20 protein-coding genes, 1 other RNA gene, 1 pseudogene, 1 CRISPR repeat array and 1 riboswitch are annotated in these 23903 nt (G+C 46.1%); of the genes and pseudogenes, 2 read left to right on the forward strand and 20 right to left on the reverse strand.

Annotated elements, in window-relative coordinates; translation table 11 throughout:
- Nucleotides 1-812: 812 nt before the first annotated feature.
- The 9 genes from QZQ08_RS03095 to cas3 form a co-directional block, all read right to left on the reverse strand.
- Nucleotides 813-1022 carry a hypothetical protein gene (locus tag QZQ08_RS03095; protein WP_296327703.1) on the reverse strand — a complete coding sequence of 70 codons (210 nt, stop codon included), beginning with the start codon at nt 1020-1022 and terminating at the stop codon, nt 813-815.
- Between the two features lie 13 nt (nt 1023-1035).
- Nucleotides 1036-1796: a CRISPR direct-repeat array (repeat unit 28 nt; unit sequence GGTTCATCCCCGCATGCGCGGGGAATAC).
- 21 nt (nt 1797-1817) lie between these two features.
- On the reverse strand, nt 1818-2714 hold the full coding sequence (cas2e, locus tag QZQ08_RS03100; RefSeq protein WP_296327707.1) for a type I-E CRISPR-associated endoribonuclease Cas2e: 897 nt from the start codon (nt 2712-2714) through the stop codon (nt 1818-1820).
- A 2-nt stretch (nt 2715-2716) separates the two neighbouring features.
- Complete coding sequence (cas1e, locus tag QZQ08_RS03105) at nt 2717-3661, reverse strand: type I-E CRISPR-associated endonuclease Cas1e (RefSeq protein ID WP_296327711.1); 945 nt, start codon at nt 3659-3661, stop codon at nt 2717-2719.
- Nucleotides 3658-4305 carry a type I-E CRISPR-associated protein Cas6/Cse3/CasE gene (cas6e, locus tag QZQ08_RS03110; protein ID WP_296327716.1) on the reverse strand — a complete coding sequence of 216 codons (648 nt, stop codon included), beginning with the start codon at nt 4303-4305 and terminating at the stop codon, nt 3658-3660. The genes cas1e and cas6e overlap by 4 nt, the downstream gene beginning before the upstream one ends.
- A 5-nt stretch (nt 4306-4310) precedes the next feature.
- Nucleotides 4311-4991, reverse strand: coding sequence for a type I-E CRISPR-associated protein Cas5/CasD (gene cas5e, locus QZQ08_RS03115; RefSeq protein WP_296327718.1), 681 nt, complete (start codon nt 4989-4991; stop codon nt 4311-4313).
- Entirely contained in the window at nt 4988-6055 is a 1068-nt protein-coding gene (gene cas7e / locus QZQ08_RS03120; protein ID WP_296327721.1) for a type I-E CRISPR-associated protein Cas7/Cse4/CasC, read from the reverse strand. The genes cas5e and cas7e overlap by 4 nt, the downstream gene beginning before the upstream one ends.
- Nucleotides 6048-6590: a type I-E CRISPR-associated protein Cse2/CasB gene (casB, locus tag QZQ08_RS03125; protein WP_296327723.1), complete on the reverse strand. Its 543-nt coding sequence runs from the start codon at nt 6588-6590 to the stop codon at nt 6048-6050. The genes cas7e and casB overlap by 8 nt, the downstream gene beginning before the upstream one ends.
- A 38-nt stretch (nt 6591-6628) precedes the next feature.
- Entirely contained in the window at nt 6629-8290 is a 1662-nt protein-coding gene (gene casA / locus QZQ08_RS03130) for a type I-E CRISPR-associated protein Cse1/CasA (RefSeq protein ID WP_296327726.1), read from the reverse strand.
- The gene (cas3, locus tag QZQ08_RS03135) at nt 8277-11033 is read right to left on the reverse strand and encodes a CRISPR-associated helicase Cas3' (protein ID WP_296327727.1); all 2757 of its coding nucleotides are present in this window, start codon (nt 11031-11033) and stop codon (nt 8277-8279) included. Before cas3 ends, casA begins: the two co-directional genes overlap by 14 nt.
- A gap of 726 nt (nt 11034-11759) precedes the next feature.
- On the opposite strand from cas3, the pseudogene QZQ08_RS03140 reads away from it, so the two are divergent.
- Nucleotides 11760-12955 (forward strand): annotated as a pseudogene (locus QZQ08_RS03140) (IS256 family transposase).
- Between the two features lie 219 nt (nt 12956-13174).
- On the opposite strand, the gene QZQ08_RS03145 reads toward QZQ08_RS03140, so the two are convergent.
- From QZQ08_RS03145 to rnpB, 6 genes are all read right to left on the reverse strand, one after another.
- Entirely contained in the window at nt 13175-14104 is a 930-nt protein-coding gene (locus tag QZQ08_RS03145; RefSeq protein ID WP_296327730.1) for an AraC family transcriptional regulator, read from the reverse strand.
- Between the two features lie 84 nt (nt 14105-14188).
- Nucleotides 14189-15100: a 4Fe-4S cluster-binding domain-containing protein gene (locus tag QZQ08_RS03150; protein ID WP_296327733.1), complete on the reverse strand. Its 912-nt coding sequence runs from the start codon at nt 15098-15100 to the stop codon at nt 14189-14191.
- Between the two features lie 94 nt (nt 15101-15194).
- On the reverse strand, nt 15195-15908 hold the full coding sequence (locus tag QZQ08_RS03155; protein WP_296327736.1) for an NlpC/P60 family protein: 714 nt from the start codon (nt 15906-15908) through the stop codon (nt 15195-15197).
- Nucleotides 15907-16036: riboswitch (cyclic di-AMP (ydaO/yuaA leader) on the reverse strand. It overlaps the preceding gene by 2 nt.
- Nucleotides 16037-16380: 344 nt before the next feature.
- Nucleotides 16381-17349: a glycosyltransferase family 2 protein gene (locus QZQ08_RS03160; protein ID WP_296327739.1), complete on the reverse strand. Its 969-nt coding sequence runs from the start codon at nt 17347-17349 to the stop codon at nt 16381-16383.
- Between the two features lie 5 nt (nt 17350-17354).
- A complete protein-coding gene (trxA, locus tag QZQ08_RS03165) occupies nt 17355-17672 on the reverse strand; it encodes a thioredoxin (protein ID WP_296327742.1) in 318 nt (105 codons plus the stop codon).
- Nucleotides 17673-17701: 29 nt separating this feature from the next.
- An RNA gene (gene rnpB / locus QZQ08_RS03170) (RNase P RNA component class A) lies at nt 17702-18038 on the reverse strand.
- Between the two features lie 139 nt (nt 18039-18177).
- Between rnpB and QZQ08_RS03175 the strand changes: the two genes are divergently transcribed.
- Nucleotides 18178-18945 (forward strand): alpha/beta hydrolase, encoded by a 768-nt coding sequence (locus QZQ08_RS03175; RefSeq protein WP_296327746.1) that lies wholly within the window; start codon nt 18178-18180, stop codon nt 18943-18945.
- A gap of 59 nt (nt 18946-19004) precedes the next feature.
- On the opposite strand, the gene radA is transcribed toward QZQ08_RS03175, so the two are convergent.
- The 5 genes from radA to thyX all read right to left on the reverse strand — a co-directional run bounded on the left by radA (nt 19005) and on the right by thyX (nt 23899).
- Nucleotides 19005-20369 carry a DNA repair protein RadA gene (gene radA, locus QZQ08_RS03180; RefSeq protein ID WP_296327751.1) on the reverse strand — a complete coding sequence of 455 codons (1365 nt, stop codon included), beginning with the start codon at nt 20367-20369 and terminating at the stop codon, nt 19005-19007.
- Nucleotides 20370-20371: 2 nt separating this feature from the next.
- Nucleotides 20372-20803, reverse strand: a complete 432-nt coding sequence (locus QZQ08_RS03185; RefSeq protein WP_296327754.1) for a CtsR family transcriptional regulator — start codon at nt 20801-20803, stop codon at nt 20372-20374.
- 275 nt (nt 20804-21078) lie between these two features.
- Nucleotides 21079-21951: a YitT family protein gene (locus tag QZQ08_RS03190; protein ID WP_296327757.1), complete on the reverse strand. Its 873-nt coding sequence runs from the start codon at nt 21949-21951 to the stop codon at nt 21079-21081.
- Between the two features lie 479 nt (nt 21952-22430).
- Nucleotides 22431-23114, reverse strand: a complete 684-nt coding sequence (locus tag QZQ08_RS03195; protein ID WP_296327760.1) for a hypothetical protein — start codon at nt 23112-23114, stop codon at nt 22431-22433.
- 80 nt (nt 23115-23194) lie between these two features.
- Nucleotides 23195-23899, reverse strand: coding sequence for an FAD-dependent thymidylate synthase (thyX, locus tag QZQ08_RS03200; RefSeq protein ID WP_296327763.1), 705 nt, complete (start codon nt 23897-23899; stop codon nt 23195-23197).
- Between the last annotated feature and the right edge of the window lie 4 nt (nt 23900-23903).

The raw sequence follows: 23903 nt of genomic DNA on the forward strand, positions 1-23903 counted from the left end.
GAAAACGTCCTCATAAACTTTTTGTCTAGTGTCCTATTTGCTATTGCAATCAACCATTAAGTTTTCATACATTTCTCAAAAAGAACAACCCCGCAGATGCGGGGAATACAGGAGTTCGCTGCTAAGTCTAGGTTTAGTACAAGGGACACCCCTGCATGCGCGGGGAATACCCGATGACTCCGGACAAGTACATCAGACAGCATGGTGACACCCCTGCATGCGCGGGGAATACTTTCTGTGGGAAGCCGAACGTCTAGGCGAAAAAGTTTCATCGCCGTATGCGCGGGGAATACTCGCAACGCTGATGATACTTGCACGGAGTTCCTTTGAATATAACGTCATTGGGTTTTGGGTCATCATACATATCAGTGTATATCTCGCAAGTACATTTTTGGTATTCCTCAATCGTCGTAAAAATACAGTCTTTGCATTGCTCGCAATTTTTGGAGTTGTCGCTCCATACTTCGCTATCATAACGGCTAAGATTTTCTTTCTTCATAGATGTCCTCCCTTATTTTTGGCTATCAATAACTTCAAGGTCAATGTATATCTTACCTGAATTTGTGTATTTTTCAACCTTCGTTATCAAAAACGTCGCCCCCCTGTTCAAGATAATAACAACCTCATCACTAAAAGTGCTTTGGCTAGACAGCCCATCCCCATTCGAGCCGCTACCATTCCCAAATGCTGAAAATGGGGTTCATTCCCGCATACGCGGGAAATACTCTTCAAATTTCGTCGTCGATTAACACCTACAGGTTCATCCCCGCATGGGCGGAGAATACTTATGGAGTGGTTAGCTTGTAAACAGCCTACCTTCGTAGTTCACGCCAGCCATTGACGTTTAGAATGATAAAAAAGAGTGTGGTAAAAAGGAGTGCTGCTTGTAAAAAATATTCTGAAGGGAAAATCACAAGACAAACGAGTGTGATGCCAAGTCCAGATACGCCTGTCCAAAAAAGTGTGATGGGAAGTGCCATTAACAAACCAAGTAAAGCCGTAATTTTTGAATTGGATTCCATGATGACCACCTCTGATTCATCCCCGCATGCGCGGGGAATACTGGATTTGTGGACAGCCGTTGACTTGGAGTATAGGTTCATCCCCGCATGCGCGGGGAATACCCGGCAGAGCTGCCTGCACACGCCCATGTTTCTGGGTTCATCCCCGCATGCGCGGGGAATACTTGTTCTTTCCGATGGATAAGAGAGGAGCATAGGGTTCATCCCCGCATGCGCGGGGAATACAAAGCCATCAGCGCTGTGGGACGTTTCAGCGTGGGTTCATCCCCGCATGCGCGGGGAATACTCATTGTTTACCCTCCTTTTAGTCCATCTAAGAGGTTCATCCCCGCATGCGCGGGGAATACCAAATTTATGATTCTCGGCAGATGCCCCGCCGAGGTTCATCCCCGCATGCGCGGGGAATACGCCAGGAGCCATCAGTAGTGCTTACTACGGATAGGTTCATCCCCGCATGCGCGGGGAATACATGGCGACTGACAAACTGGTAAGACTGAGCAACGGTTCATCCCCGCATGCGCGGGGAATACAGAAGTATGAAAGGAGATAGGTAATAATGAGCAGGTTCATCCCCGCATGCGCGGGGAATACTATATCTATGGTTTTACCATTATGGTGGCCACAGGTTCATCCCCGCATGCGCGGGGAATACCTTTGCCCTTTTTGCCAACTGCTCAAAAAAGAAGGTTCATCCCCGCATGCGCGGGGAATACTCGTCGACTTCACGCAGGACTTGCTGGACCTTGGGTTCATCCCCGCATGCGCGGGGAATACACTAAAAAAATGTAGTACTAATCACGTTTTTTCTTTTGATGCAATCAGTTTTTCATTCAACTGATGAAATACGTTGTGCATCAAAATACAATCATCTAGACCTCGATGTTTTTGTTCTGAAAGTCCCAGAAAAGCAGCAATTGTTTCCAACTTGTAGTTTGATAAATATCGAAAAGTTTTGCGAGCTTCTTTATACAGATCAATAATATGGTTTTCTATGATAGGATAATCGTATAATTTGCACGCTTGATTAATGAAGTTCAAATCAAACGATGCATTGAATAGTAAAAGCTGGTCATCATCAATAAAAGTCAAGAATTTTTCTACAGCAGACTTTAATTCAACACCATTTGCTTCAATCATTTCATTTGATATTCCTGTCAACTGTGAGATATTTGCTGGAATGGAACAAGTTACTCCAATAAGTTGAGAATAACTACTTTCAATCACTCCTTTTCTTACTTTAGCAGCTGACAGTTCTAGAATTTGATCCTTTGTGGGATCAAGCCCTGTTGTCTCTATATCGACAACAGTATAATTCAAACGGGAATATTCTTTCCTGTCGTTAGCCAGCTTTCTTTTTGCAAGCAAATGACTATAAGCGGTGCTATGATAGTTTTTCCCTTTATTCGCATTTGGTTCACACGACAAGGGATGTTTCATCAATTTGATGCCATCATAGTCAACTGCCTGCCAGGTAGAATTCCACGACTTAAAATCAAGTCCTTGCTCGTTCATGGCAGGATAGACCATAGTGGCTTGGCCACTACTAAGATTTTCACATATCCTAGTCCAAAGATTTTGTCTAACTCTTGTTGAAATATTTCCAACATAGACACCCACATTGATTTCACAAAGCCACTTAGATAAATCTCCGCGTAAGCCGGGAGGACAATTTGTTACTGTTACAACAACCATTTTTATTCCTGTTCAGACGAATACTGTTTTCCATTGGATACGACTCCGACCTTATCATCCCATAAATAAACCGCTTGAATTTCGTCAGAATGAGAGGGAGATGTTTCACTTAACAAATACTGAATATCCTTTACCATTCTTTCAAGAATATGTTTGCGCACTAATAAGTCCCGCACTAGATGCCTAACAAAACCTTCTAAATTATCACGGTTTTCAGAGGCAGCCTCGAAAGCGGCAGGAATAGATATTTCAGCTTTATACAAATCGGCAATATCATATACGAACGAACAATCGTGGCCTACATGAACGAATCCAAGACCGGGCGAGCAGCCCAATGCGCATATTACAGCATGTGCTAATCCATAAAGACAAGTATTCGCCATGGAAAGGGCTTTATTCACAGTATCCCCCACTTCATAATCATCGTGGTCATACTCTCTTCCATGCCATTCAACATTCCACAGTTTAGACATTTTACGGTAAATGTTGCGAACACGGCTACCTTCACGTCCCCTAAGTTGTTGAATGGTCAATTTTGATACATCTTCATCTGGGAATCTAAGCTGATACATCTTTCTCACAATATCAAGATGCAGGCGCTGATTCGAAACACATCTTGCCTGTTCAATCAACAAAGCGGATCGATGTGTCAAAGCAGCACCACTAGCATAATATCTCACACCGTGTTCTCCCGCCCAAACTGTGCTAATACCAGATTCACCCATTAATTCCATCGCCTGATGAGAAACATCGGTGCCTGGACCTAAAATCAGCACAGAAATGGAAGCTGCGGGGAGGTAGATTATACCAGACTTGTCAAATACCGTTATAGCGCTATCTTTTCGATTTAATTTTGCGTGTTCTATATAAATAAACGTCATACGGTCCTTGATTTGAGGTAAAGTCTGCAATTCAGGTCGTTTCATTCCGGGAATATTGGATTTCATTTTATTTGCCCAGCAATTGTTAAAAGGCCCAATCCATACCCTTTTCCGCGCCCGATTCCTTGAATCAATAATTCCTTAAAGAGGTCAACATTTGTTATTTTCAAAGTGCCCTCAAATGTAACTGAAAGCAACGTCACTTTTTGATTTGAACTTAATTTTTTAAACGAAAAGGTTCTGTCAGCCATTATCTGAAAAGAATCATCACTCAACTCCATTCCATGTTTTTCGCATCGATCAAGAAGCCATTGCTTTTGATATTTAGGCGTTACATGTGGGTAGACTTTTCCTCTTTTAGAGTCTGGATTTTCTCTATCCATAACGCTATGGGTAGGGCATGCAACTAAACGAAAGTGCCATTTACTGCCCTCTTTCAACTTGTCAATAAAAGGGTCATATTCCTTACATTGCCAACTATTGGCTGCCCCTTCAAAGCCAAATTGGTCGACAAAAGATTGTAATTCTGGTTTATACGAAGAAATAATCAGCAAGTAGACACCACTTGCAAGTTGGTCAATGCGCCACAACTTTTTTTCACGAGGATCATCAAAGGCTTGACACAGAGCGCCATGAATGAGATTGGGGTTAGAGAGAGCAAACAATGTTTTTCTCTTTGCTGGATTTAACTTTACTCTTGTCATATACATCAGCATCACTCCAATTCCTCAAAAGCATCATGTTCTGTTTGGGCAGTCTTGTTTTTATTCACATGACCCGCCTCCCTAACATACCGATATTGATAAATTCGGTTCCGTGGATCATAGGAAATAGGAATATCACGAAGACGATGCTGGAGGCTGTCAATCGAATCTGCGTTACCCTCCAATACGATTCTTAATTCACTGTTAAGTTGAGGCTGTCTCCATGTAGATGCTAGCCAAGGCTCAGCTAAAAGAGCCTCTTCCAGTGGTTTTTCTCTGATCCCAATAATTAAGGGATAACTAGGTGGGCAAGCTCTTCTTCCTAAAAACAAGGGATATTTAGGATGAGCCAAGGCATTTATAATTTGCTGCAAAAGCCCCCTATCCTCCGACATCAGTCCTACGAGAAAGATGGCATCGCTGATATAATCCCTATTAGTTACATCAGCCTGCTTCGGTCCATGCACCATTTGAAAATCAGAAATAATTTCACCTGGCTGATCAACGCGGATTCCTAACTGCAGTGCAACCAAGTCTTCTACATTGGCACTTCTATCTCTTCCCAAGGCAGACGCTATCATACCAATGACTGCACTTTTTGTAGGAATCGAATAGGTACGCCGATGATTAAAACGAGAATCATCTCCCCAAGATTGAAGCGGGCCAGCGAATCTCAATAACAAGGTACTCATTTTTCCGGCCCCACTTGCTCGTTAATGACCTTTTCCAGCTTATCCAAAATAGCAGGAACGGAGGCAGTCTCTGTCAAAGAAGAAATCTGGGTGCCCATTCCAAAGGAATAAGCAGGGGCGTTTCCATATTTGGTATATAATTCTTTCGCATATTCTACAAAGGCTTTTTCAGAAGCTTCTTCATAGCCATCTTGACCAGCTTTTACAGGTCTTTCGAAAGCCCCGCACAGGTTGATTGGCTGGTCATTCCTTACGGTAATATAGATGGCAAATGGAAGCGTCCTATTAGCGAAGGTATTCTCTTTGCCAGTTGGCATTGAATAAATGAATGCTTCGAGAAACTCGCGTACGGCTTTTCCTGTTTCAGTGCCTACATAATCAGAAAGTTCAGGAACGTTAATCGTTGCAAATCGGTACATGGTCGATGAATTAAATTCAACAGTTCCTAAATGACCAGCGCCTGCTTCTTCATCTTGACTGCAGTCATCGACAGCCGTAAAGTAATCATACTCGTTATGTACAGTATGAGTTGAAATGCCATGAGCTACTTGTACCGTTGCATCATAATTTAAAGACGGATCACTTGCAACCATTCTGCCAAACATAATCATGTCTATGGAGGGGACTTCTTTCAATGCATTTTTATACTGTTTTTTATCTTCTTCACCTGAAATAATCAAATCTGCAATGGTGCGTACTTGCCCCATGCTAATAAAGAAAAGAGCATCCGTCCCCTTTGAAGGATCTTTTATCTTGAGTCCTGCTTTTTCCAACCCATCAACGGCTTTTTTTACAGCCTTTTCATCAGAAAGAGAGCTATCTGAATTCTGAAGTTCTCGTTTCACTAACTCAACGATTCGTTTCGTTCTGAGTCCTAATTCTTCATTTGGAAAGCGCTTATGGAACTCTTTTCGTACGGCACGCTTCCAAGCTTGAGAAGAAATTCTGGCTCTTGTTGTGCCTCCGTAAACAGCAGTTTTAGGACTTCCCGTATCATCCCGATTAATGCAGCTCGGTGGAACAGTCTGCAGTACGTGGATGTCGACATATACATTATTATTCATGATTTTCCTCCTTGGTTTCTTTCTGATAGTAATAGTAGTCACGTCCCCATTTCAGACGTACTTTGGGTTGTAATTCGATGGTTTGATACAGAAATAAATCACGTGCCAGTGCAGCATAATCTAGCGGGATATCACGGCTTCGCAAAAGGGAGATCATCCCGCGCAAATGATGAGAGAGTTCATCCATATCCGATGATGTTGCCATTTGGTTAAACCTTCGTAAGGTTCGTTCTTCCGCCTCCTGATCTCCGTAAGGAACTAAGCGGCGAATAGCTTTACCAAGCGTGACCCCCTTAGCATGCATAAAACTACTTTTTCCCTGTTGATGAAAGGAAAATAAGGTCAGTGCTGCATATAAGGCCCACTCGGCATAACTTGGATTTTCTCCCTTTCCCTGCAGGCTTTCAGGCAAATCCTTAAAAACCATCCCACACACCTGAGGGACTTCACCGGGGAATTTTCCAATGCCATGTCGCAATAGGGCAAGTTCAGATTTGACCGTGCTGCTTTCCCTGTTTTTTTGATAATAGGCCAATTTTCTCTCGATACAAGTTACTACATCATTCGTCACAGTCACTGCATATCACCTACTTTCGGATAAATTTTATAGATTTTTCTTTTATATAATTGATCCGCTAAAGGAAGCGAATACAAACGTTTCGTGCCCTTTGCTGAATCATTGACGACTTTTCCCACATAAGATTTTAAGTCCGCTTTCTCTTCTTCCTTTGCTGCAATTGTGAGTGCAATTTCTCTTGCTTGATTCTCCCATTCATCTATAAGTTCTCTAAACGCAGACTTATCATCCATTACAGGTCCATGAATTTTCAAAAGCCAATTCCGAAACGGAATATCAACGGCATAATAAAATAGAGAATCTGATTTAGGGGATGACTTTTCAGCATCTCCCCCTGATGCAATTTTGATTTGCTCAAGTAATTGACTCAGAGCATTTGATGCTTCTTGACATTTATTCACTTGTTCTTCTATTTCCACCCGAATTGTCATATACTTACTGGAAATAATTTTAGGAAAAATGGCCAGTGTATCACTGCTAAAATCATTGATAAAGAAGTCCTTATCTCCATATTCCATTCCAATCAGTCGAAAATAAAGAGGAACATCTTCTACCAAGAGGCCTTTTTCCTGTAACGTGCGAATCCAGCCGACAATCCCTGGCGTATGCCGATTGATTTTGTTGTTTTCTTGGTTCTCCTGAACAAAGCAGTTACCAAAATCACGCCATGCTTGTTTTCCCACAGAAATTCTCTGAGGATGAAAGGGCGTTCTGCTCAAATCTCTTGGCGAATTCCACAGCGTCATCTGCTCTTTAAAAGCTCCATCTTTTCCACTATTCGAGAAGAAATCACCCCCAAGCAAAGAATAACCATTCACTTCACCATTACTTCTTCGCAAGTGCAATCTTCTGGACTGAACGGTAAGAAGTTCAGCAAGATTTCCGGGAACACTGATTGGAACTCTCTCTTCTGTTCGCAATTCCTGTTCCCATGTTGGATTAGCTGAAGTTTCCCATAGTTCTTCTCCATCAATCAACAATGTAAGATTCAACAAAATGGTTTGAAATAAATTCTCCCCAACAGTATAAATCATTCCAAGTTTACCGACCCAACCAGCCCCGGGAGAAGGTAGATTCTTTTTCGTCGGTTTTGCGGACGTATCATCAAATCCATTCACATAAAGAAGCCATCTGGCTGCCTCATCATAAGGAACAGAGCGAATCCCAGAGCCTGCTCTCGCCGCAAATATGCGCACCTTATTGTTACTTTCCGATACATCACCAACTAATTTAGAGGCTGTATACTGAGTTCCCTTATCAATCTGAGGTACCTGCCAAAAAGGTCTTTTAGGATCAAAAAGCCAAAACCGATCATGCCACTTTTCAAGATATTCTTCCAACGGTTCCCGTGGAAAATGGCCCAAATTCCATAACTCACGCCATCTGCACAAGACCTCATCTTTTGCTTCATCGGGATCTGCAATTTCGCTGATATCATTTTCATGACCCTTTTCATCAACTCGTGAAAATACGGTATAGGTCAGGGCAAGGAGAAAACGCAGCATGGCAAAGTTTTGAGGTTGGTTTTCACCGCCTAAATCCATATATTCCTGACATCGAAATAATGTATCTCTCAGAGAAAGTGTATCCACCTGCAAATCTTCTTTCATGACCCGAATCCAAGGCTCCTCAATAAGATTAAACTCACGTTCCTTCATTTTCTTCCACCTTTCTATACTGAAATCCGGTTGTTCCATCATAACTCACTTGATATCCAACGAGTTCACCATTTCCAGCGTTGTCCAAGGTCAAAAATAAATTCCCTGATAGGTAGGGATGATGAAGCCATAGCTTAAATCTATTAGCCGAACTATGTTCCAGACTTTGAATCACTTGACCAATCATGTAAGGTTTTCCAAATAAGGTCGGCAAACGCAATTTGAAATTGGCAATCTGCGTGGCCTCTTCATCTGATAGGCCATCGTCGGAATAATAAGATATGGTTCCCCCATTGGGATCAAGCCATTCATTTGCTTGAGTGCCTTGCTTTAGCAAAATCACTTCAACACTGTCAATGCCATCCCGTACGCTCATTTCAGCCTGTACATCATTATAGTTGGAAGAATTGGTCAACAGCCCTTCTAACGTGTCTTGACCAGCAAATAACTTGGAACGACTTGGTAATTTCAGACAATTGGATTGAGCTGCATCCTTTTTCTTCTTCAATTTCAATTTATAGGCGGTTACAATCTCGGCTTCATTTTTGATGGGGATTTCATAGGTTTCATCATAGACTTTTTGTACGTACTCCGATATTTCGTCAGGGATGACGAACTCATTGGGCAATATTGTTTTTGTTCTTTCCAGAAGAAATTCATCATATACGGCACTTGTTCCTTCTTCCAGAAGTTCCTTATCATTTGCCCCTAGAATATAGACTTTGGGCGAATTCAAATTGTCCAGCCGGATTCTTTTATGCCGGTGCACTCTTCCGATTCTTTGGAACAGTAAATCCATGGGGCACAAGTCTGTAATCAAAAGATCCAAGTCAATATCAAGAGACTGTTCCATCACTTGTGTTCCTACAACGATGAAATGATTTCTTTCGAAAGAAGAATTTTTCCCAATTCTCTTGATCAGTTGTTTTTCTATAAGTGCTTTTCTGCCTCGTGTAAAGCCTGCATGAAATAATAGTATATCATAGTTCTTTAAACTTTCTTTTAGAAGAGCGGCGATTTTCTGGGCGCGCCGCACCGTATTCACGATGATTCCAGCGCATCCTCCCTCTCCTAATTGCTTTTCAAGCAGTGTGACAATCTCCTGATCATGGATACGATATAAAGATATTTTTTTCTTTTCAAAATGACCCTGAATCTGTTTTTGCCTTACTGTTTTTCCATCAGTCCAGGTCAATAAAGGATAGGCCTTGTTTGTCATCCACGCTTCTCGTTCTTGCTTAGAAGCAGCCTGATCACGAAGGCCTAGATAAGCTTGAATCAACCGAGTCCTGCGTTCGTATGGCAGCGTAGCAGAAAGCAAAATCACAGGGACATCATATACGCCAAGCCAAACTAGGGCTCTTTCTAGAAATTGATTCATGTACGTATCGTAGGCATGACATTCATCTACAATAACAACTTTTCCTGCGATTCCGAGATGCCGCAGCATCACATGTTTTTGCTTAAGGGCACTAAGGAGCAACTGATCAACGGTTCCAACAACAAAGTCTGCCAATAAGGCTTGTTTATTTCCTTCAAACCAGGGATGAACCATAAGAGAATCTTCTTCACAGTCTTCGCCGACCACAGCTTTGCCGTGAAACACTTTTTGGTAATCTGCGTTCAGGTCCTTTGCACCATGAGCCAAACGAATACTCAAGACTTCCTCATCTGCGTTTGCTTCTCCTGTCGCCCACTGCTTGATTCTAGGGAAAAGACCGTTACTCGTTGCTTGTGTAGGCAGCCCAAAGAACAATCCTCCGGATTGATGTAATGTTCCTAATAGCTCAGCACCTGCCAGTGCCGCCTCTGTTTTTCCAACGCCCATTTGTGCTTCCAATATAAAGATACCTGGATCTTTTGACTCCTGCACGGCAGTAAGCATTTCTTTTTGTACCGCATTTGGAGTAAACCCGAACCGAGTCTGGAACCCTTGGTCATCCATGCCAAAGCATGTTGGATTCCATACAGAAGGCAATTGAAACCTTTCGAGTCCCCTTTCGATTCTTGTAGGATAATCTGATTCCTTTCCTCGATCATCGATAGAAATAAGAGGAAAGAATTCAGTATTACTGGCAATCCAGTCTGCCATAATCAATAACCCACTTAAAAGCATCTGCGCAGGCATCGATAGATTGGGAAGTGATTCAGGGCTGTCATAACCTGATAAATTTAGTGCTTCCTCAATGATTTGCCTATGAAACGTTTTCCACTTATCCTCTACATCTTTTCTCGGATCATCAAAATAATTTACATAGGTACTGCTAAATGGATCCAGCTGGGTTTCGAACCATTTAGACGGTCCTTTCTCATGGGGCTTTCCATGGTGACTCCCCACGATGGAAGCAAACCAGAGGGGAAATCCCGCTTCCAATAAAATAGCTTCCCCAGCAATTGGATGTCTAGATTTACCTTTTTCCCTGAAAATGCGGTTATCTGAAATAGGAAGGCCCATCTTTTGAAGACGCTCTTTTACGCCATCTAAATTCCTAAGAATCATACTCTGGAAGAGGGCTGTTGCCTTACCAAGGTCGTGGGTTGCTCCTAACAAGACCGCAATTTTTCTTATAGGGTCCTCCTCTTGTGGGAAAATTACTTTTTTTATAGAACAAGGAAGCCACTGATTAACAAGATACTCCATGACACCTGCCGTATCACGCAGGTGCATCCATAATGGCAGCCATTCCGTACGCGACTGACGACTTGCCTTGGCTGCCAGAGGAAGCATGTCCGAAAAAGCCATAGCTGCTGATCACCTTCCTTGTTCTATCAATTCATCTTGCTTCATCAGATTGTTGTTTTCCGTACATATTTCTAATCACCATTATACGCCTCCAATTATTTTAATCAAGCTTTTTAAGTCCATTAAAACGGACACAAATCACTCATAATTTCAAGAATAATTATTAAATATGAAATAGATCATGAAAAACATCATTTTATTTCATTAATTTATAAAGTGCGTGTTGATTCAAGATGTAGGTTTTGTGTGACGATAAAGGATAATAAGGACAAATAAGGAAAAAGACCCGAACAGAACACGCCGTCCCAAACCTCCCTATCGGTCGTAGGCGCCGAATTGATTTTTCGATAACACGGTTCTTCGGACTGCCTAGCACAGCAAGCTGTGCTAGGCAGCCTTGAACCATCGAAAAATGTTCCTCACTACCGTTCGTTTGGAGACGTCGAGGCAAAAAACGTCCCTCCTCATCCACCACCCACCAAGCCTGCTTGGTGGATACCCCCGCCTTGGTAAGGCGGATCATTTTAGCGCCCGGTCAAGTTTTTTGCTCCTCTATTGCTAAGGCACAGAGAGCTCTCAAAATCGGTCGGAGATTGACGTACTGTCTTTTTAGGGCGATAACGTATAATAAGTTTCGCAAATTCAGTTTCATATAAAAATAGACATAGTCCATTGCCGTCGGTAAAATTAAGTTACCACACAAAACCCACCGAGGAGGCTATAGCTATATCTGATAGTATCATACAATTCAATGAGGATCTCATAAAGAACAATCTCAAAGATCTAGTACGCAGTAACGTCGAAGAGACCCTTAATGCTCTGCTCGATCATGAGGCTGACGAACTCGTCAACGCAGAAAAGTATGAGCGTTCCGGTGACCGAAAGGGCTACCGCTCTGGTCATTATGAGAGAAACTTCTCAACCACTTCAGGTGATACGACTCTCAGGGTTCCCAAGCTCAAGGGCATTCAGTTCGAAACTGCCATCATAGAGCGTTACAAGCGTCGTGAATGCTCCGTTGAAGAGGCATTGATCGAGATGCACTTAGCCGGTGTTTCCGTTCGCCGAGTAGCGGACATCACAGAAGCTCTTTGGGGAACCAGGGTGTCTCCGGGAACCATCAGTAATCTCAACAAGAAAGCCTATGAACACATCGAAGAATGACGTTCTCGCCCGCTTACAGAGGAGTACCCCTACGTCTACGTTGACGGTGTATAGCTAAAGCAAAGCTGGGGCGGTGAGATTCAAAACGATTCCATTCTCGTAGCCATTGGCGTGAATCATGAAGGTTATCGAGAGATCCTGGGTGCCGCCGAGGGCATGAAAGAAGACCGTGAAAGCTGGAAGAACTTTGGTTCAAGGAAAGAGGCCTTAAAGGCATTGGCCTCATCATTGGAGATAAGTACATTGGCATGCTGGAAAGCATTCCTGAGGTCTTCCCTGATGCGCGATATCACCGCTGTACTGTACACCTCTACAGAAATGTATTTACCGTCACGCCCAGAACAAAGATGCGTACAGTCTCTATGATGGTGAAGGCAATCCATTCTCAGGAAAGTAAAGCCGCAGCCCGTGAAAAGGCTGCACTGGTTGCTGAGAAGCTTCGGAAATTGAAGCTAACTGCGGCTGCCAAGAAAGTGGAAGAAGGCATCGAAGAAACCTTAACATATATGGACTATCCTAGCGAACACTGGAATCGAATCCGAACCAACAATACCACGGAACGAGTCAATCGGGAAATCAAGCGCCGTACAAAGGCGATTGGATCTTTTCCAGATGGCCAGAGCGCTCTGATGCTGGTCTGTACCCGGTTGCGCCATGTAGCAGCAACAGACTGGGGATCCAAGAGATACCTGAATATGGACCATCTGTTTGAACTTGAATTTCAACGCCAGGCAGATGACCAGTTCACTGCCAGTTAACCCTGTACACCGACGGCTGAAAATGAATTTGCGAAAGATTATTGACACAATCCGTAATTATGATGGGTCGTGTGGTGATTGGATTAGGTATGTTGTAGTCACTAGTATTATCCGAACATTATAGGCTTTTATTGTTCTCTTCGTGCCGCCTTTTTACGCAAAAAAATCCCCCAATTGAGTGAATGAATCACTCAATTGGGGGCCAGGATAGGAACTCATTTACTTATGAAGCTCTTTTCTAAACTGCAGCGGCGTGCGCATGGTCTGGAGTTTGAAACATTTGATGAAGTAACTGGTCGAGCTGAATCCTGTTCGTTGTGCGACAGCACTGACAGGAAGCTCCGTATTTCGCAGAAGGACCGCAGCTTTTTCAAGGCGGTATTTATTAAGGAACTGGTAAATCGTTTCGTGGACCGTTTCCTTGAAAATCCGGCAGCACTCGCTGCCGCTGTAACTTGTAAAGGCTGCAAGATCTGTAATGGCGAAGTTTTCATGGTAATGGGCCTTGATATAGCTCATAAGAGTCTTTGTGATGGACTGATGACGGGCTGATGTGGATTTTTTGGCCTTGGTAAAGGTCACATTCTTGATGAACAGGGACCAAATGCGATACATGACGCTCATGAGGTCCACTTCGCAGCCCATCTCCCCTCCCCGCTTGATAAGATACGCGCCCTGCACCTCGTCCATGAGTTTCTTGCACCAAGGAATCAGGGGATGAAGATGGACGGCCGTAAATTCCGGATTTTTTGTATAGGGCTCGACAAAATTCCGGTCTATATACGATCCACTGCGAAGACCTAGGGTACTGGGGCTCAGGTTCAGGCACACAAGGATGCCTGATTTTTGCTGCCGAGGAATCACGCGGTGAAGCTGCCCAGCATTCATGATGAGCCCTTCCCCAGGATGAAGTTCAAATTTTTGGTCAGTCAGCATCACTGCCATATCACCTTGGATGGCAAGCAGAATCTGGATTTTTTCATGCCAATGCCAGTTACTGAAGCCGAGCCGCTTTTTCCAAATGATTTCGTAATAAACGTCAAGGGGCAGGCCATGCTCCTCCGTGACCATCCCATCATAGTAGGGATGGATTCGCTGGTCTTCTTGGTTGTGACTAACAATGAGACGATCTAAGGGGACTCTCTGCATAAGACACCTCACCTCTTCCCCCAAAAGGGAAGTTCATTCTCTTTTTATCTTACCATAGGCGGCAGCAGATAGAAAGCCGCATCCTTAAGGCAAGATGCCCGTACCATCAAAGGCCGGAATAAACTTGTCATCAGCGGCGGGACTTTCCTGAATAAAACCGTCTTCGATGCGGCTTTCCAGAAAATGCAGTTCCACTTCTTCATATTCCTCATCTGTGAGCTTGCGATTGATTTCCGGGTACTGGGCAGCCGTGCCGCAGGGGATGAATTGGCGCATGAGGCTTACCATGACGTCGCCGGGGGAAAAGGTATCGGCAATCCAGTCGATGAGGCGCATACTGTCCTCGCCGTGACCAGGAAGGATCAAATGGCGAATGATGACGCCTTTTTGCATGATGCCCCGCTCGTCAAGCTCATAAGGCCCCACTTGGCGGAACATCTCGAGGATGGCCTTGGACGCTGTGGCAAAATAGTTTTTGCAGCGGCTGTAACGCTGGGCCAGGGCATCATCATGGTATTTAAGATCAGGAAGATAGATCTGGACCTTTCCTTCAAGCAGCCGCAAGGTCTCCACCCGTTCATAGCCGCTTGTGTTATAGACAACGGGGACCGGAAGGGTCGGCGTAAGCGATGGCAGGATGGTGGGCAGATACTGCGTTGCTGTCACAAGGTCAATATTATAGGCGCCTTGGTCAATCAGCTCCTGATAAATGGCCCGGAGACGATCCGCCGTCACTTCCCAGCCGTGGTTTTCCGTGCTGATTTCACTGTTTTGACAGTAGACGCAATGAAGCGTGCAGCCTGAAAAAAAGACCGCACCGCTGCCGCCTTTTTGAGGATTTTCCCCACTGAGGCAAGGCTCTTCCCAGTGATGGAGAGCCGCACGTGCCGCCTTAGGCGTCATGGCGCAGCGACAAACACCGTACTGGCCAGGTCCGCCTTCATGAAGCGGACGCACAACGCCGCAGGCAAAAGGGCAAAGGGTACAAGGTTCCATAACGTTCCTTTCTTTTGCATCGTATTTCAAGAGAAGACATAAAAAAACTCAACCCTGAAAACCAGGATTGAGTTTACCGTTTACCGCTTGCAGCTTAAAGGACCCGGGCCGCCCCAATATAGCGAGCACCCCAATAGCCGCCGAACACATCGGAAACGGTCACGCCCGTACTGGAACCAGCCTGAAGCATCTTACCATCGCCAATGTAAATCCCGACATGGGAAGGACCTGGTTCATACGTTTCAAAAAAGACCAAGTCACCAGGCTGAAGGTTCCGAGAAGAGACCTTTGGATAACTGTAATACTGGGTATCCGCTGTTCTGGGGATGCTGACGCCGATCTGACGGAAGACATACTGCGTATAGCCGGAGCAGTCAAACCCCCACGGCGTTGTTCCTCCAAAGACATAGGGTACACCTACGTACTCAAAGGCCCGGGAAATCAGTCTTCTGGCTGCCCCGCTGCCACGATAGGAACGTCCGCGGCTTACCCCATATCCTGCATACTGGGGCATCCTTTTTCCCATAAGTTTCATGTACGTGGAATCACCAATGATGCCATCTACTTCAAGGCCCATGCTGGCTTGATATTTTTTGATGGCTTCAACGGTCCTTTCGCCGTAGACCCCATCAGGAATCCCAATATCATACCCTTCCATGAGCAGTTTTTCCTGAATCGCGGCCACTTCCGGCCCTGATTCGCCTTGATGAAATGCCGCTGCATCCGCGCTCTGGAAAGGGACGGCAGCAAAACTCAGCATAAAGGCGGCAACAGCCCCCAGCATCATCCGTTTTAAAATAATGAACACACCCTCTCGATTCACCTACGAAGTTAGCTGCCGGGTTCGGGTCGAGACACCCTATTCCTAAAAGAAAGGAAATTCACCCCAACATTGGGTCCTCCGTTCGTATCCCTACGATTCGGTTTTATTAATTTAACGATTTCTGCACTTCACATTATAGCAATGGAAGGAAAAAAAGTCCAATATGTCACATTTTGTTCAAGAAATAGGAGAAAAAAAACGCATTTGGTCAGTGCCTGTGGTACTGGCTGTAAAGCTGAAAGAGTAAAATGGCAAAAGATTGTACTGACGGCGCCAATAAGGGAACCGTAGGTCCGTTTCTTCTCCATACTCAGTCAAGGGACCAAAAGGCGCCATTCTATGCTCCGCTCTCTTCGGTCAGCAGTGTGTGCCTTTTATCCTTCCCCAATTGCCGCCTCTCCCCTTCCCCTACCAAAAAACTGCGGAGAAATTTCTTGTTTCTTCGCAGTTCTGGCTCTTACTTTTTAATGATATGCGCGATTGCGTCCACCGCTTTGTTTCCGTGTTTGATATGTTCCCGCACGATATAAAGGGGTCGATGCTTGACTTCCTCAAAGATGCGTCCCACGTATTCACCAACGATACCAATGCCCATCAGTTCCACTCCGCCGAGAAAGAACTCGGCGGCTGCAAGGGTCGTCCATCCAGGCACGGCTTCATCCATAATCCAGGCATAAAGGACATGGAGAAGGAGCAGCAGGCTGCCGATGCCAAAAATGAGTCCTGCATAAAAGGCAAGACGCAGGGGAACCCGAGAAAAGCCCGTAATCCCATCCAAGGCAAAACGCAGCATTTTCCTCAGGCTGAATTTGGAATGACCAGCAAAACGCGGCGGTGCCACAAAAGGCAGGGTCGTCGTCCGAAAGCCCAGATTATTCACCATCCCACGGATAAAACGGGCCCTTTCATGGTAGGAATTAAGTGCGTCCACCGCTTTCCGGTCCATGAGCCGAAAATCAGAACCTCCCGGGGTAATCCGCACTTCGCTCATGGTATTGATGAGCTTATAATAAAGGCTTGACGTGATGTTCTTGAAGAAGGTGGCGTCTTCCGTCGCTTTGCGGACGGTCTGTACAATCTCATACCCCGCTTCCCAGAGGGAAAGGAGTTCCGGGATCATTTCCGGCGGATGCTGCAAGTCTCCATCCATGGAGATGACGGCATCCCCCTTGGCATGTTCCAGGCCGCAGGTAAGGGCCAGCTGATGGCCATAGTTACGGGAAAACAGATAGCCTTCCACGTGAGGATCTTTATCTGCCAGTTCACGGATCATGGCCGCGCTTTGGTCACGGGAACCATCATCGATGAAAAGAAGCTCATAATCATAAGATAAAGGCGCCATTACTTCCGTAACGCGCCTGTAAAACTCATGGATATTTTCTTGTTCATTAAAGACAGGAACTACAATGGATAGTTTTTTCATCATACAAATCACAGGCTTTGAAGAGGATCCAAATAGGCGGCTTTCGACTGGACGCCGACAAAGCGATGAGCCTCCTTGCCATCCTTGAAGTAAACAACCGTCGGAATGGCTGCAATACCAAATTCGCTGGCTACATCAGGAACTTGATCCACATCAACCTTGGCAACCTGCACATCATCCCGTTCTGCTGCAATCTGCGCAATCACGGGCGCCACCATCTTGCAAGGGCCGCACCAGGTCGCCCAAAAATCAACCATGACCGGTTTCGTGCTTTCCTTAACAAGTTGATCAAAGGCTGCTTTATCAGAGATATTGATGATTTCCATAAAGATTCCTCCTGTACAATTCGAAAATGGATATGAGTGATCAGTAAGCCGAGTTCTGTTACGATAATCATTTATCTAGTTCCATAGTTGCCTATGGACTCAAGCGACACAACCCGGAAGGATCAGCGGGCCGCTTCATCCCTTCCCTATTTGGTCTTGCTCCGGATGGGGTTTACCAAGCCGGCCAATCACTTGGCCGCTGGTGCGCTCTTACCGCACCGTTTCATCCTTACCGGCGAGCCGGCGGTTTGTTTTCTGTGGCACTTTCCTTAAGGTCACCCTCACTGGACGTTATCCAGCATCCTGCCCTATGGAGCTCGGACTTTCCTCATCAGCTTGCGCTGCCGCGATTATCTTTCACACTCATATAAAATAAATATACTATACGGCCGCAGTGTTGTCAACGACACAAAATAAGCGTGCTCTTTTGCAGCGCGCCTTCCTTGCCGAATCAGCTGGCGGCGAGTATAATGTCCCTTGAACCAACAAGGAAAGAAGGATCATCATGATCGAAAAGAAACTACAGATCAACGAGGAAGGCTGCAGTATCCGCTGCCGCTTTTTCTGCCATGACAGCCGCAAGAACGAGCGCAGCTTTAAGCGGGCTGCCGTTGTGACCCACGGTTTTGGCAGCAGCAAGGACACGGCAGGCATCACGAATTTTGCGCAGCACCTGACCAGCAAATATAAGGACGATGCGGTCATTGCCTTTGATTTTCCCTGTCATGGCGAGGACGCACGCAAAAAGCTCCTCATGGACGAATGCCTGAAATACCTTGCCATCGTCACGGACTATGCCAAAAAGACCTTGGGCGCGGAAAAAGTCTATAACTATTCCACTAGTTTCGGGGCCTATGTGACGCTGCGGTTTCTCCTCAGTAAAGGCAATCCTTTTTCCCGCATTGCCCTGCGTGCGCCAGCTGTCACGATTGATGAAAGCATGAACCGCTACCTTACGGAAGCGGACCGATCAGCCCTCAAAAAAGGCAAGGAAATCCTGGTTGGCTTTGACCGCAAGATGAAAATCGATCAGGCTTTTCTGGATGATCTTAAGACCCATGATGTACGGAAAAGCGAATTCTTTGACTTCGCCGATGATCTCATCATTCTTCATGGCACAAAGGATGAAATGATTCCTTTTGAAGAAGCAAAGACCTTTGCCGAAAATAACGTCATTACCTTTATCCCTGTCGAAGGAGCCAACCACCCGTTCCAGAACCCCAAGCAGATGGCTCTTGCCATCCACGAGATTGTGGAATTTTTTGGTGAGTAAGTGAAAAAAGGACGGAAGCCACGCGTTTGTGCGATGAGCCTCCGTCCTTATTTTGTTGCTCATTGGAACATGGCCCCAATGGCTTCTTCAACAGTCCGGCATTCGACCACACCAGCGGGTGCCTTTTTGCCTTTCATAAAGCTACCCCGCGGCACGATGAAGCGCTTGAAGCCCAGCTGGGCTGCTTCCTTGATGCGCCGGTCCGTAAGCCCTACACGGCGCAGTTCGCCTGTAAGCCCCACTTCCCCCAAGCAGAGGATGCCTGGCCCAACGGGCACATTGCGGTAGCTTGAAACAAGGGCACCCACAATGGCAAGATCTACTGCCGGTTCCGTGATTTTCATGCCCCCAACGGCACTTACATAAGCATCTTGGTCCCCAAAGTTCATACCCATGCGTTTTTCAAGAATGGCAATGAGCATGTTGACCCGATTATAATCAACGCCTACAGCGGTCCGCCGCGGCATGCCAAAGGGCGTATGGGCGGCCAGGGCCTGGATTTCAGCAAGAATGGGCCGGTTGCCTTCGATTGTGGCGGTAATGACGGACCCCGGTACGGGTGCTTCCTTTGTCTCAAGGAACAGTCCCGACGGATTGCTCACTTCCTGGAGGCCTTCTGCTTCCATGGAAAAGATGCCGCATTCACTTGTCGAGCCAAAGCGATTCTTGAGGGCACGCAGGACGCGATATGTATAGGAACGATCCCCTTCAAATTGAAGGACGACGTCCACCATATGTTCCAGAAGGCGGGGACCGGCAATGTTGCCTTCTTTTGTCACGTGACCGATAATGATGATGGCGATATTTGATTCCTTGGCAAAATTAAGGAGCTTAGCCGTACACTCCCGTACCTGCCCCACACTTCCGGCGGCCGTTTCAAGCTCGCTGTTGTACATGGTCTGGATGGAGTCGATGACCAACAGTTTGGGCGCATCCTTTCTTGCTTCGACCAAAATGGTGCCAAGCTCCGTTGCGGTCATGACTTTTAAGGCATCGGACGCCGTGCCAAGGCGTTCAGCCCGCATCGCCGTCTGGGCCTCTGATTCCTCGCCGGATACATAAAGGACGGGAATCCCGCGATTGGCTGCTTTCATCGATACATCAAGGGTAATGGTTGATTTCCCGATGCCCGGTGCGCCCCCTAACAAGATGAGGGATCCCGGGACGATGCCGCCTCCAAGAACCCGGTCAAATTCGCTGATGCCCGTGGGTATGCGGCTGACCTTGACCTTATCTACTTCACGCAGCGTCTTGGGCGCCACGTGTTCTGCTGTTTTGAGATAGCTCGGGCGATGGCGGTCAACGGGTGCATCCACTTCTTCTACAAGGGAATCCCAGGCCCCGCATTCCGGACATTTTCCCAGCCATTTGACGGACGCGTAGCCGCATTTTTGGCAGACGTACTTGGTTACGGATTTAGCCACGGTCAGGCTCCTTTGGTCAGGGACTGGTAAGCAGACGCAATCATCTTTTCCTTATCCTTTTCCGTCACGTGATCCCCAAGGAATGAAAGGAAATAAGATAGAAGGCGGCCTTCCCGCATCGTAATCATGCGATGCTCCACGAGGGCGTCCACCATGCCTTCGGCCGACTCGCTCTGAGACGGCAGGGATATTTTTTTAGCTCTTCGCTCCTGAGGCAGACGGACAATACGGATGAATCCCCCATTGCCCCGTTTGGATTCCACTTCAAAGCCCTTATCCGGGGTAAAACGCGTTGTCAGGGTATAGGTGATTTGACTGGGCGCGCAGGAAAGCTTTTCCGCAAGCTGGCTTCTTTTGACATTGATGGAATCCTCTTCATTGGCAAAAAGCTCACTGATAATAAATTGTTCTATGACATCGGCGATATTTCTCATGTTGATGCCTCCTTGATAAAGGTTGGAAAAAGGAAAAGGACCCAAAGAGCCCTCTCCGCTGATGATCTTCTCTTATTATATTTGACTTTTTGACATTTTTCAAGAGGGGGCAGCCTATGAAAAAGACTGTGAGTCGTTATGCTCACAGTCTCTATTCGTCGTTCATGGCTATGCTCTTTGCGGCAGGGCCTCATTCCCTTTGTTTTTTTTAATCCTCACAGGAAACCAATCTTGTTGGCACAAATCCCGTAAAGAAGCAAAGCGTTTTCGTTCCTTTACTGCAAATCGATGGGCCGCTTGATGTTGTGGTTCTTTTCCCTGGTAAAGCCCCGCCCCATAACGTCCCGCGCATCTTGAACAATCATAAAGGCGTCAGGATCAAGCTGAGAGACTAGATCTTTGAGGCGCGCCACCTGAGTAAGTTTCACAACGCAGAAAATGACCTTCCGCGTTTCGTGGGTATAAGCGCCTTCCCCATCGATATAGGTCGCCCCGCGGCCCAGCCGATTGATGATGGCTTCGGCAATTTCCTTGCTCTGATTGCTGATAATAAAAACATTTTTCTTGTGATTGAACCCGTCATTGACGACATTGCTCATCTTGGCCACGCCAAAATAGGCAACAATGGTGTACATGGCCGGAGCCAGCCCAAAGCAGTAGGCACCAATGGATAGTAGGATGAGATTAATGATGAATCCTGTCGTACCAATGCTGATGGAATAAAACTTCTGCATGATGCCGCCAATGATATCCGTCCCACCCGTACTGCCGCCAACGCGGTAAAGGGTGCCAAGGCCGATGCCGTGAAGGACACCGGCAGCAATGCTGCAGAGCATCGGGTCAGTGACGGGAACGGCGCCATTTAGGAAAGAAAAGACGCGAATCCAGAAAGAAAGGGCGAAGGTTCCGTAGATACCGCTGACGAAATATTCCCGGCTCATCAGTTTATAGGCAAGGATGAAGAGCGGAATGTTAAAGACGATGTTCGTCACGTCTACGGTCCAACCAAAAAGATAGTATAAGATCATGCCAAGCCCTGTAATGCCGCCGCTCAGAAGATGGTTCGGCAGGAAAAACGCGTTCATGGCAATACCGGAAACGCAGGTACCGGCTGTAATCGTAAGATAGCGCTTCAGATGTCTGTTCAAGGGAAAAGCCTCCATCGTTTTCGCAGAGAATTCAGTCTATAGTGTACCATGGATACAGAATTTTAGGAAGGGGCGTTTTGAACGGCACACAGATCGCGCCGATTTTCTGCACGAGGCCAGAAGTTTCTCCTATCTGGACCCATCTACATCCAAATGAGCCAAATATGAAAAAGGACATGGGGAAAATTCCGCAGTGCAAAGCGCTCATATTGTTCTCTAAGTTCCTTTTCTTGTTGAGACGAAGACGACGGTAAGGCAATCGGGTCTGTTCTCAGTACTCCGTTCTACATTTAGCATAAAGTTGAATCCCAAAAATTCTTAAGAGCCCCCAAAGCGAATACATATCAATTGTTCCGTTGGGGGCTCTCCTTCTCTATTCTTTTTCTATATGCCTCAAAAATGCCTTTGACTCGACTTAGTAAAGCCCTAGCATGAAAAGAAACGGAGCTTGCGCTCCGCTCTTTCTTTTCTATCTTTTCCTAAATCGTATGATCTGTTTCACTGATCCACTTGAGGGTCGGTTCCAGATTCTTCTTGAGTTTTTCTTCCAGTTCCTTCACGTTCCGTCCATCAAAGCTCGTTGTTGTACGGAAAACACTGTTCACCTTGAGTTCACCGAAAAACTCGTCACGCAGGCGGTTATACATGATGATGAGTTGATCCCGTCGCACAAAGTCGGAATAGTCGATGAGGATAATGGACCCGTTGATATGCTCAATGGCGCGGCTAGGTTTGATGTAAAGCTCAAAAGACCCGATTTTTTGAGGCAGCGCTTTGCCGTACTCCCAATCATCGACCTTTTTTGCTTCATACAGTTCACCCAGGTTCACCTGTTCCGGATGTTCCATATTGCTGATGACGAGGGGCAGGTATTTCTTGGTCTTTTCTTCAAAGACGTTCCGTTCCTTATAGATCAGGCGGACATCACGGAAGGAATTGAGCCCCATGGTCCGCACCAAGATATAATCAAAGGTTTCTGCCGAATACGTTAAATCGACACTCGCCCTAAGCTCAGGGGCTTCATAACGGCAGATAAACAGGATCTGACCTTCTATGTAATCCGTTATTTTCTTCTTGAAAACGCCCATGGTCTCCGGCAGTTCCTTGATAAAAGCCCATTCATGGGTCTGTTTCTGGATTTCTTCGATTGAATCGTATCCCATCTCATTGCTCCTTCAAAAAAGAACCGCGAACACGTTCACGGTCCTTTCTTTTTTATGATCAGAAAAAGCGATGCATTTCCTTATTTATCCTGGGCCTTCTGACGGTCCATTTCCAACAGTTTCTCAAGACGGCCGCAGCTCATCTTGCCTTCATGGCACACACGCTGGGTAATGCAGGTCGGTCCAGCATTTCCAAAGAGAATAGGGGCCACTTTTTTCACTTCTTCAAGCATCATGTTGGCCAGGTTCCGGATTTCCCATTGAGCACGATTGCAGCAGCGCAGCTCAAAAAAGTGCAGCAGGCTGCGGGCATTCATGGTGACGACAATCTTGGTTTCCGTCGCGTTGGGCAGGATATAGCGGGCATCCTCGGCGGGAATACCCGCTTCTGTCAGCTCATTGTAAAGGATTTGGATCTTGCCGCAGAGCGCATCGAATTTTTCTTTCAGGGCCGGATCTTTAGCAATGGTCGGCGGAACGATGGTTTCGAAGTCATGTTCCTTCACGTAGCGCTGACTCTGCTGCGAATAGGACGCAATCCGGTGACGGACAAGCTGATGGGTCAGCACCCGGGATACGCCTTCAATGGCAAAAGTAAACGTTACGTGTTCAAACGTGGATGTATGCCCCATGCGGGCAAGCTGACGCACCAGACGGCGTACCTGGTCATCCGTCATGTCTTCTTCAATCTGAGCTGCCCCAATGGGGGAATAGCACAGATGGGCACTCATGGCAACGGTACGGTCCGGATCCGGTGTATGGCGGATCAATTTACAGCTGATCATAAGG

Source organism: uncultured Acidaminococcus sp. (genome assembly GCA_900538365.1).
GTDB lineage: Bacteria > Bacillota > Negativicutes > Acidaminococcales > Acidaminococcaceae > Acidaminococcus.

Coding starts and splice junctions, on each gene's coding strand:
- QZQ08_RS03095 (WP_296327703.1), bottom strand. CDS start 1,022: ATGGAATCCAATTCAAAAATTACGGCTTTACTTGGTTTGTTAATGGCA.
- cas2e (WP_296327707.1), bottom strand. CDS start 2,714: ATGGTTGTTGTAACAGTAACAAATTGTCCTCCCGGCTTACGCGGAGAT.
- cas1e (WP_296327711.1), bottom strand. CDS start 3,661: ATGAAATCCAATATTCCCGGAATGAAACGACCTGAATTGCAGACTTTA.
- cas6e (WP_296327716.1), bottom strand. CDS start 4,305: ATGTATATGACAAGAGTAAAGTTAAATCCAGCAAAGAGAAAAACATTG.
- cas5e (WP_296327718.1), bottom strand. CDS start 4,991: ATGAGTACCTTGTTATTGAGATTCGCTGGCCCGCTTCAATCTTGGGGA.
- cas7e (WP_296327721.1), bottom strand. CDS start 6,055: ATGAATAATAATGTATATGTCGACATCCACGTACTGCAGACTGTTCCA.
- casA (WP_296327726.1), bottom strand. CDS start 8,290: ATGAAGGAACGTGAGTTTAATCTTATTGAGGAGCCTTGGATTCGGGTC.
- cas3 (WP_296327727.1), bottom strand. CDS start 11,033: ATGGCTTTTTCGGACATGCTTCCTCTGGCAGCCAAGGCAAGTCGTCAG.
- QZQ08_RS03145 (WP_296327730.1), bottom strand. CDS start 14,104: ATGCAGAGAGTCCCCTTAGATCGTCTCATTGTTAGTCACAACCAAGAA.
- QZQ08_RS03150 (WP_296327733.1), bottom strand. CDS start 15,100: ATGGAACCTTGTACCCTTTGCCCTTTTGCCTGCGGCGTTGTGCGTCCG.
- QZQ08_RS03160 (WP_296327739.1), bottom strand. CDS start 17,349: ATGATGAAAAAACTATCCATTGTAGTTCCTGTCTTTAATGAACAAGAA.
- trxA (WP_296327742.1), bottom strand. CDS start 17,672: ATGGAAATCATCAATATCTCTGATAAAGCAGCCTTTGATCAACTTGTT.
- QZQ08_RS03175 (WP_296327746.1), top strand. CDS start 18,178: ATGATCGAAAAGAAACTACAGATCAACGAGGAAGGCTGCAGTATCCGC.
- QZQ08_RS03185 (WP_296327754.1), bottom strand. CDS start 20,803: ATGAGAAATATCGCCGATGTCATAGAACAATTTATTATCAGTGAGCTT.
- QZQ08_RS03195 (WP_296327760.1), bottom strand. CDS start 23,114: ATGGGATACGATTCAATCGAAGAAATCCAGAAACAGACCCATGAATGG.
- thyX (WP_296327763.1), bottom strand. CDS start 23,899: ATGATCAGCTGTAAATTGATCCGCCATACACCGGATCCGGACCGTACC.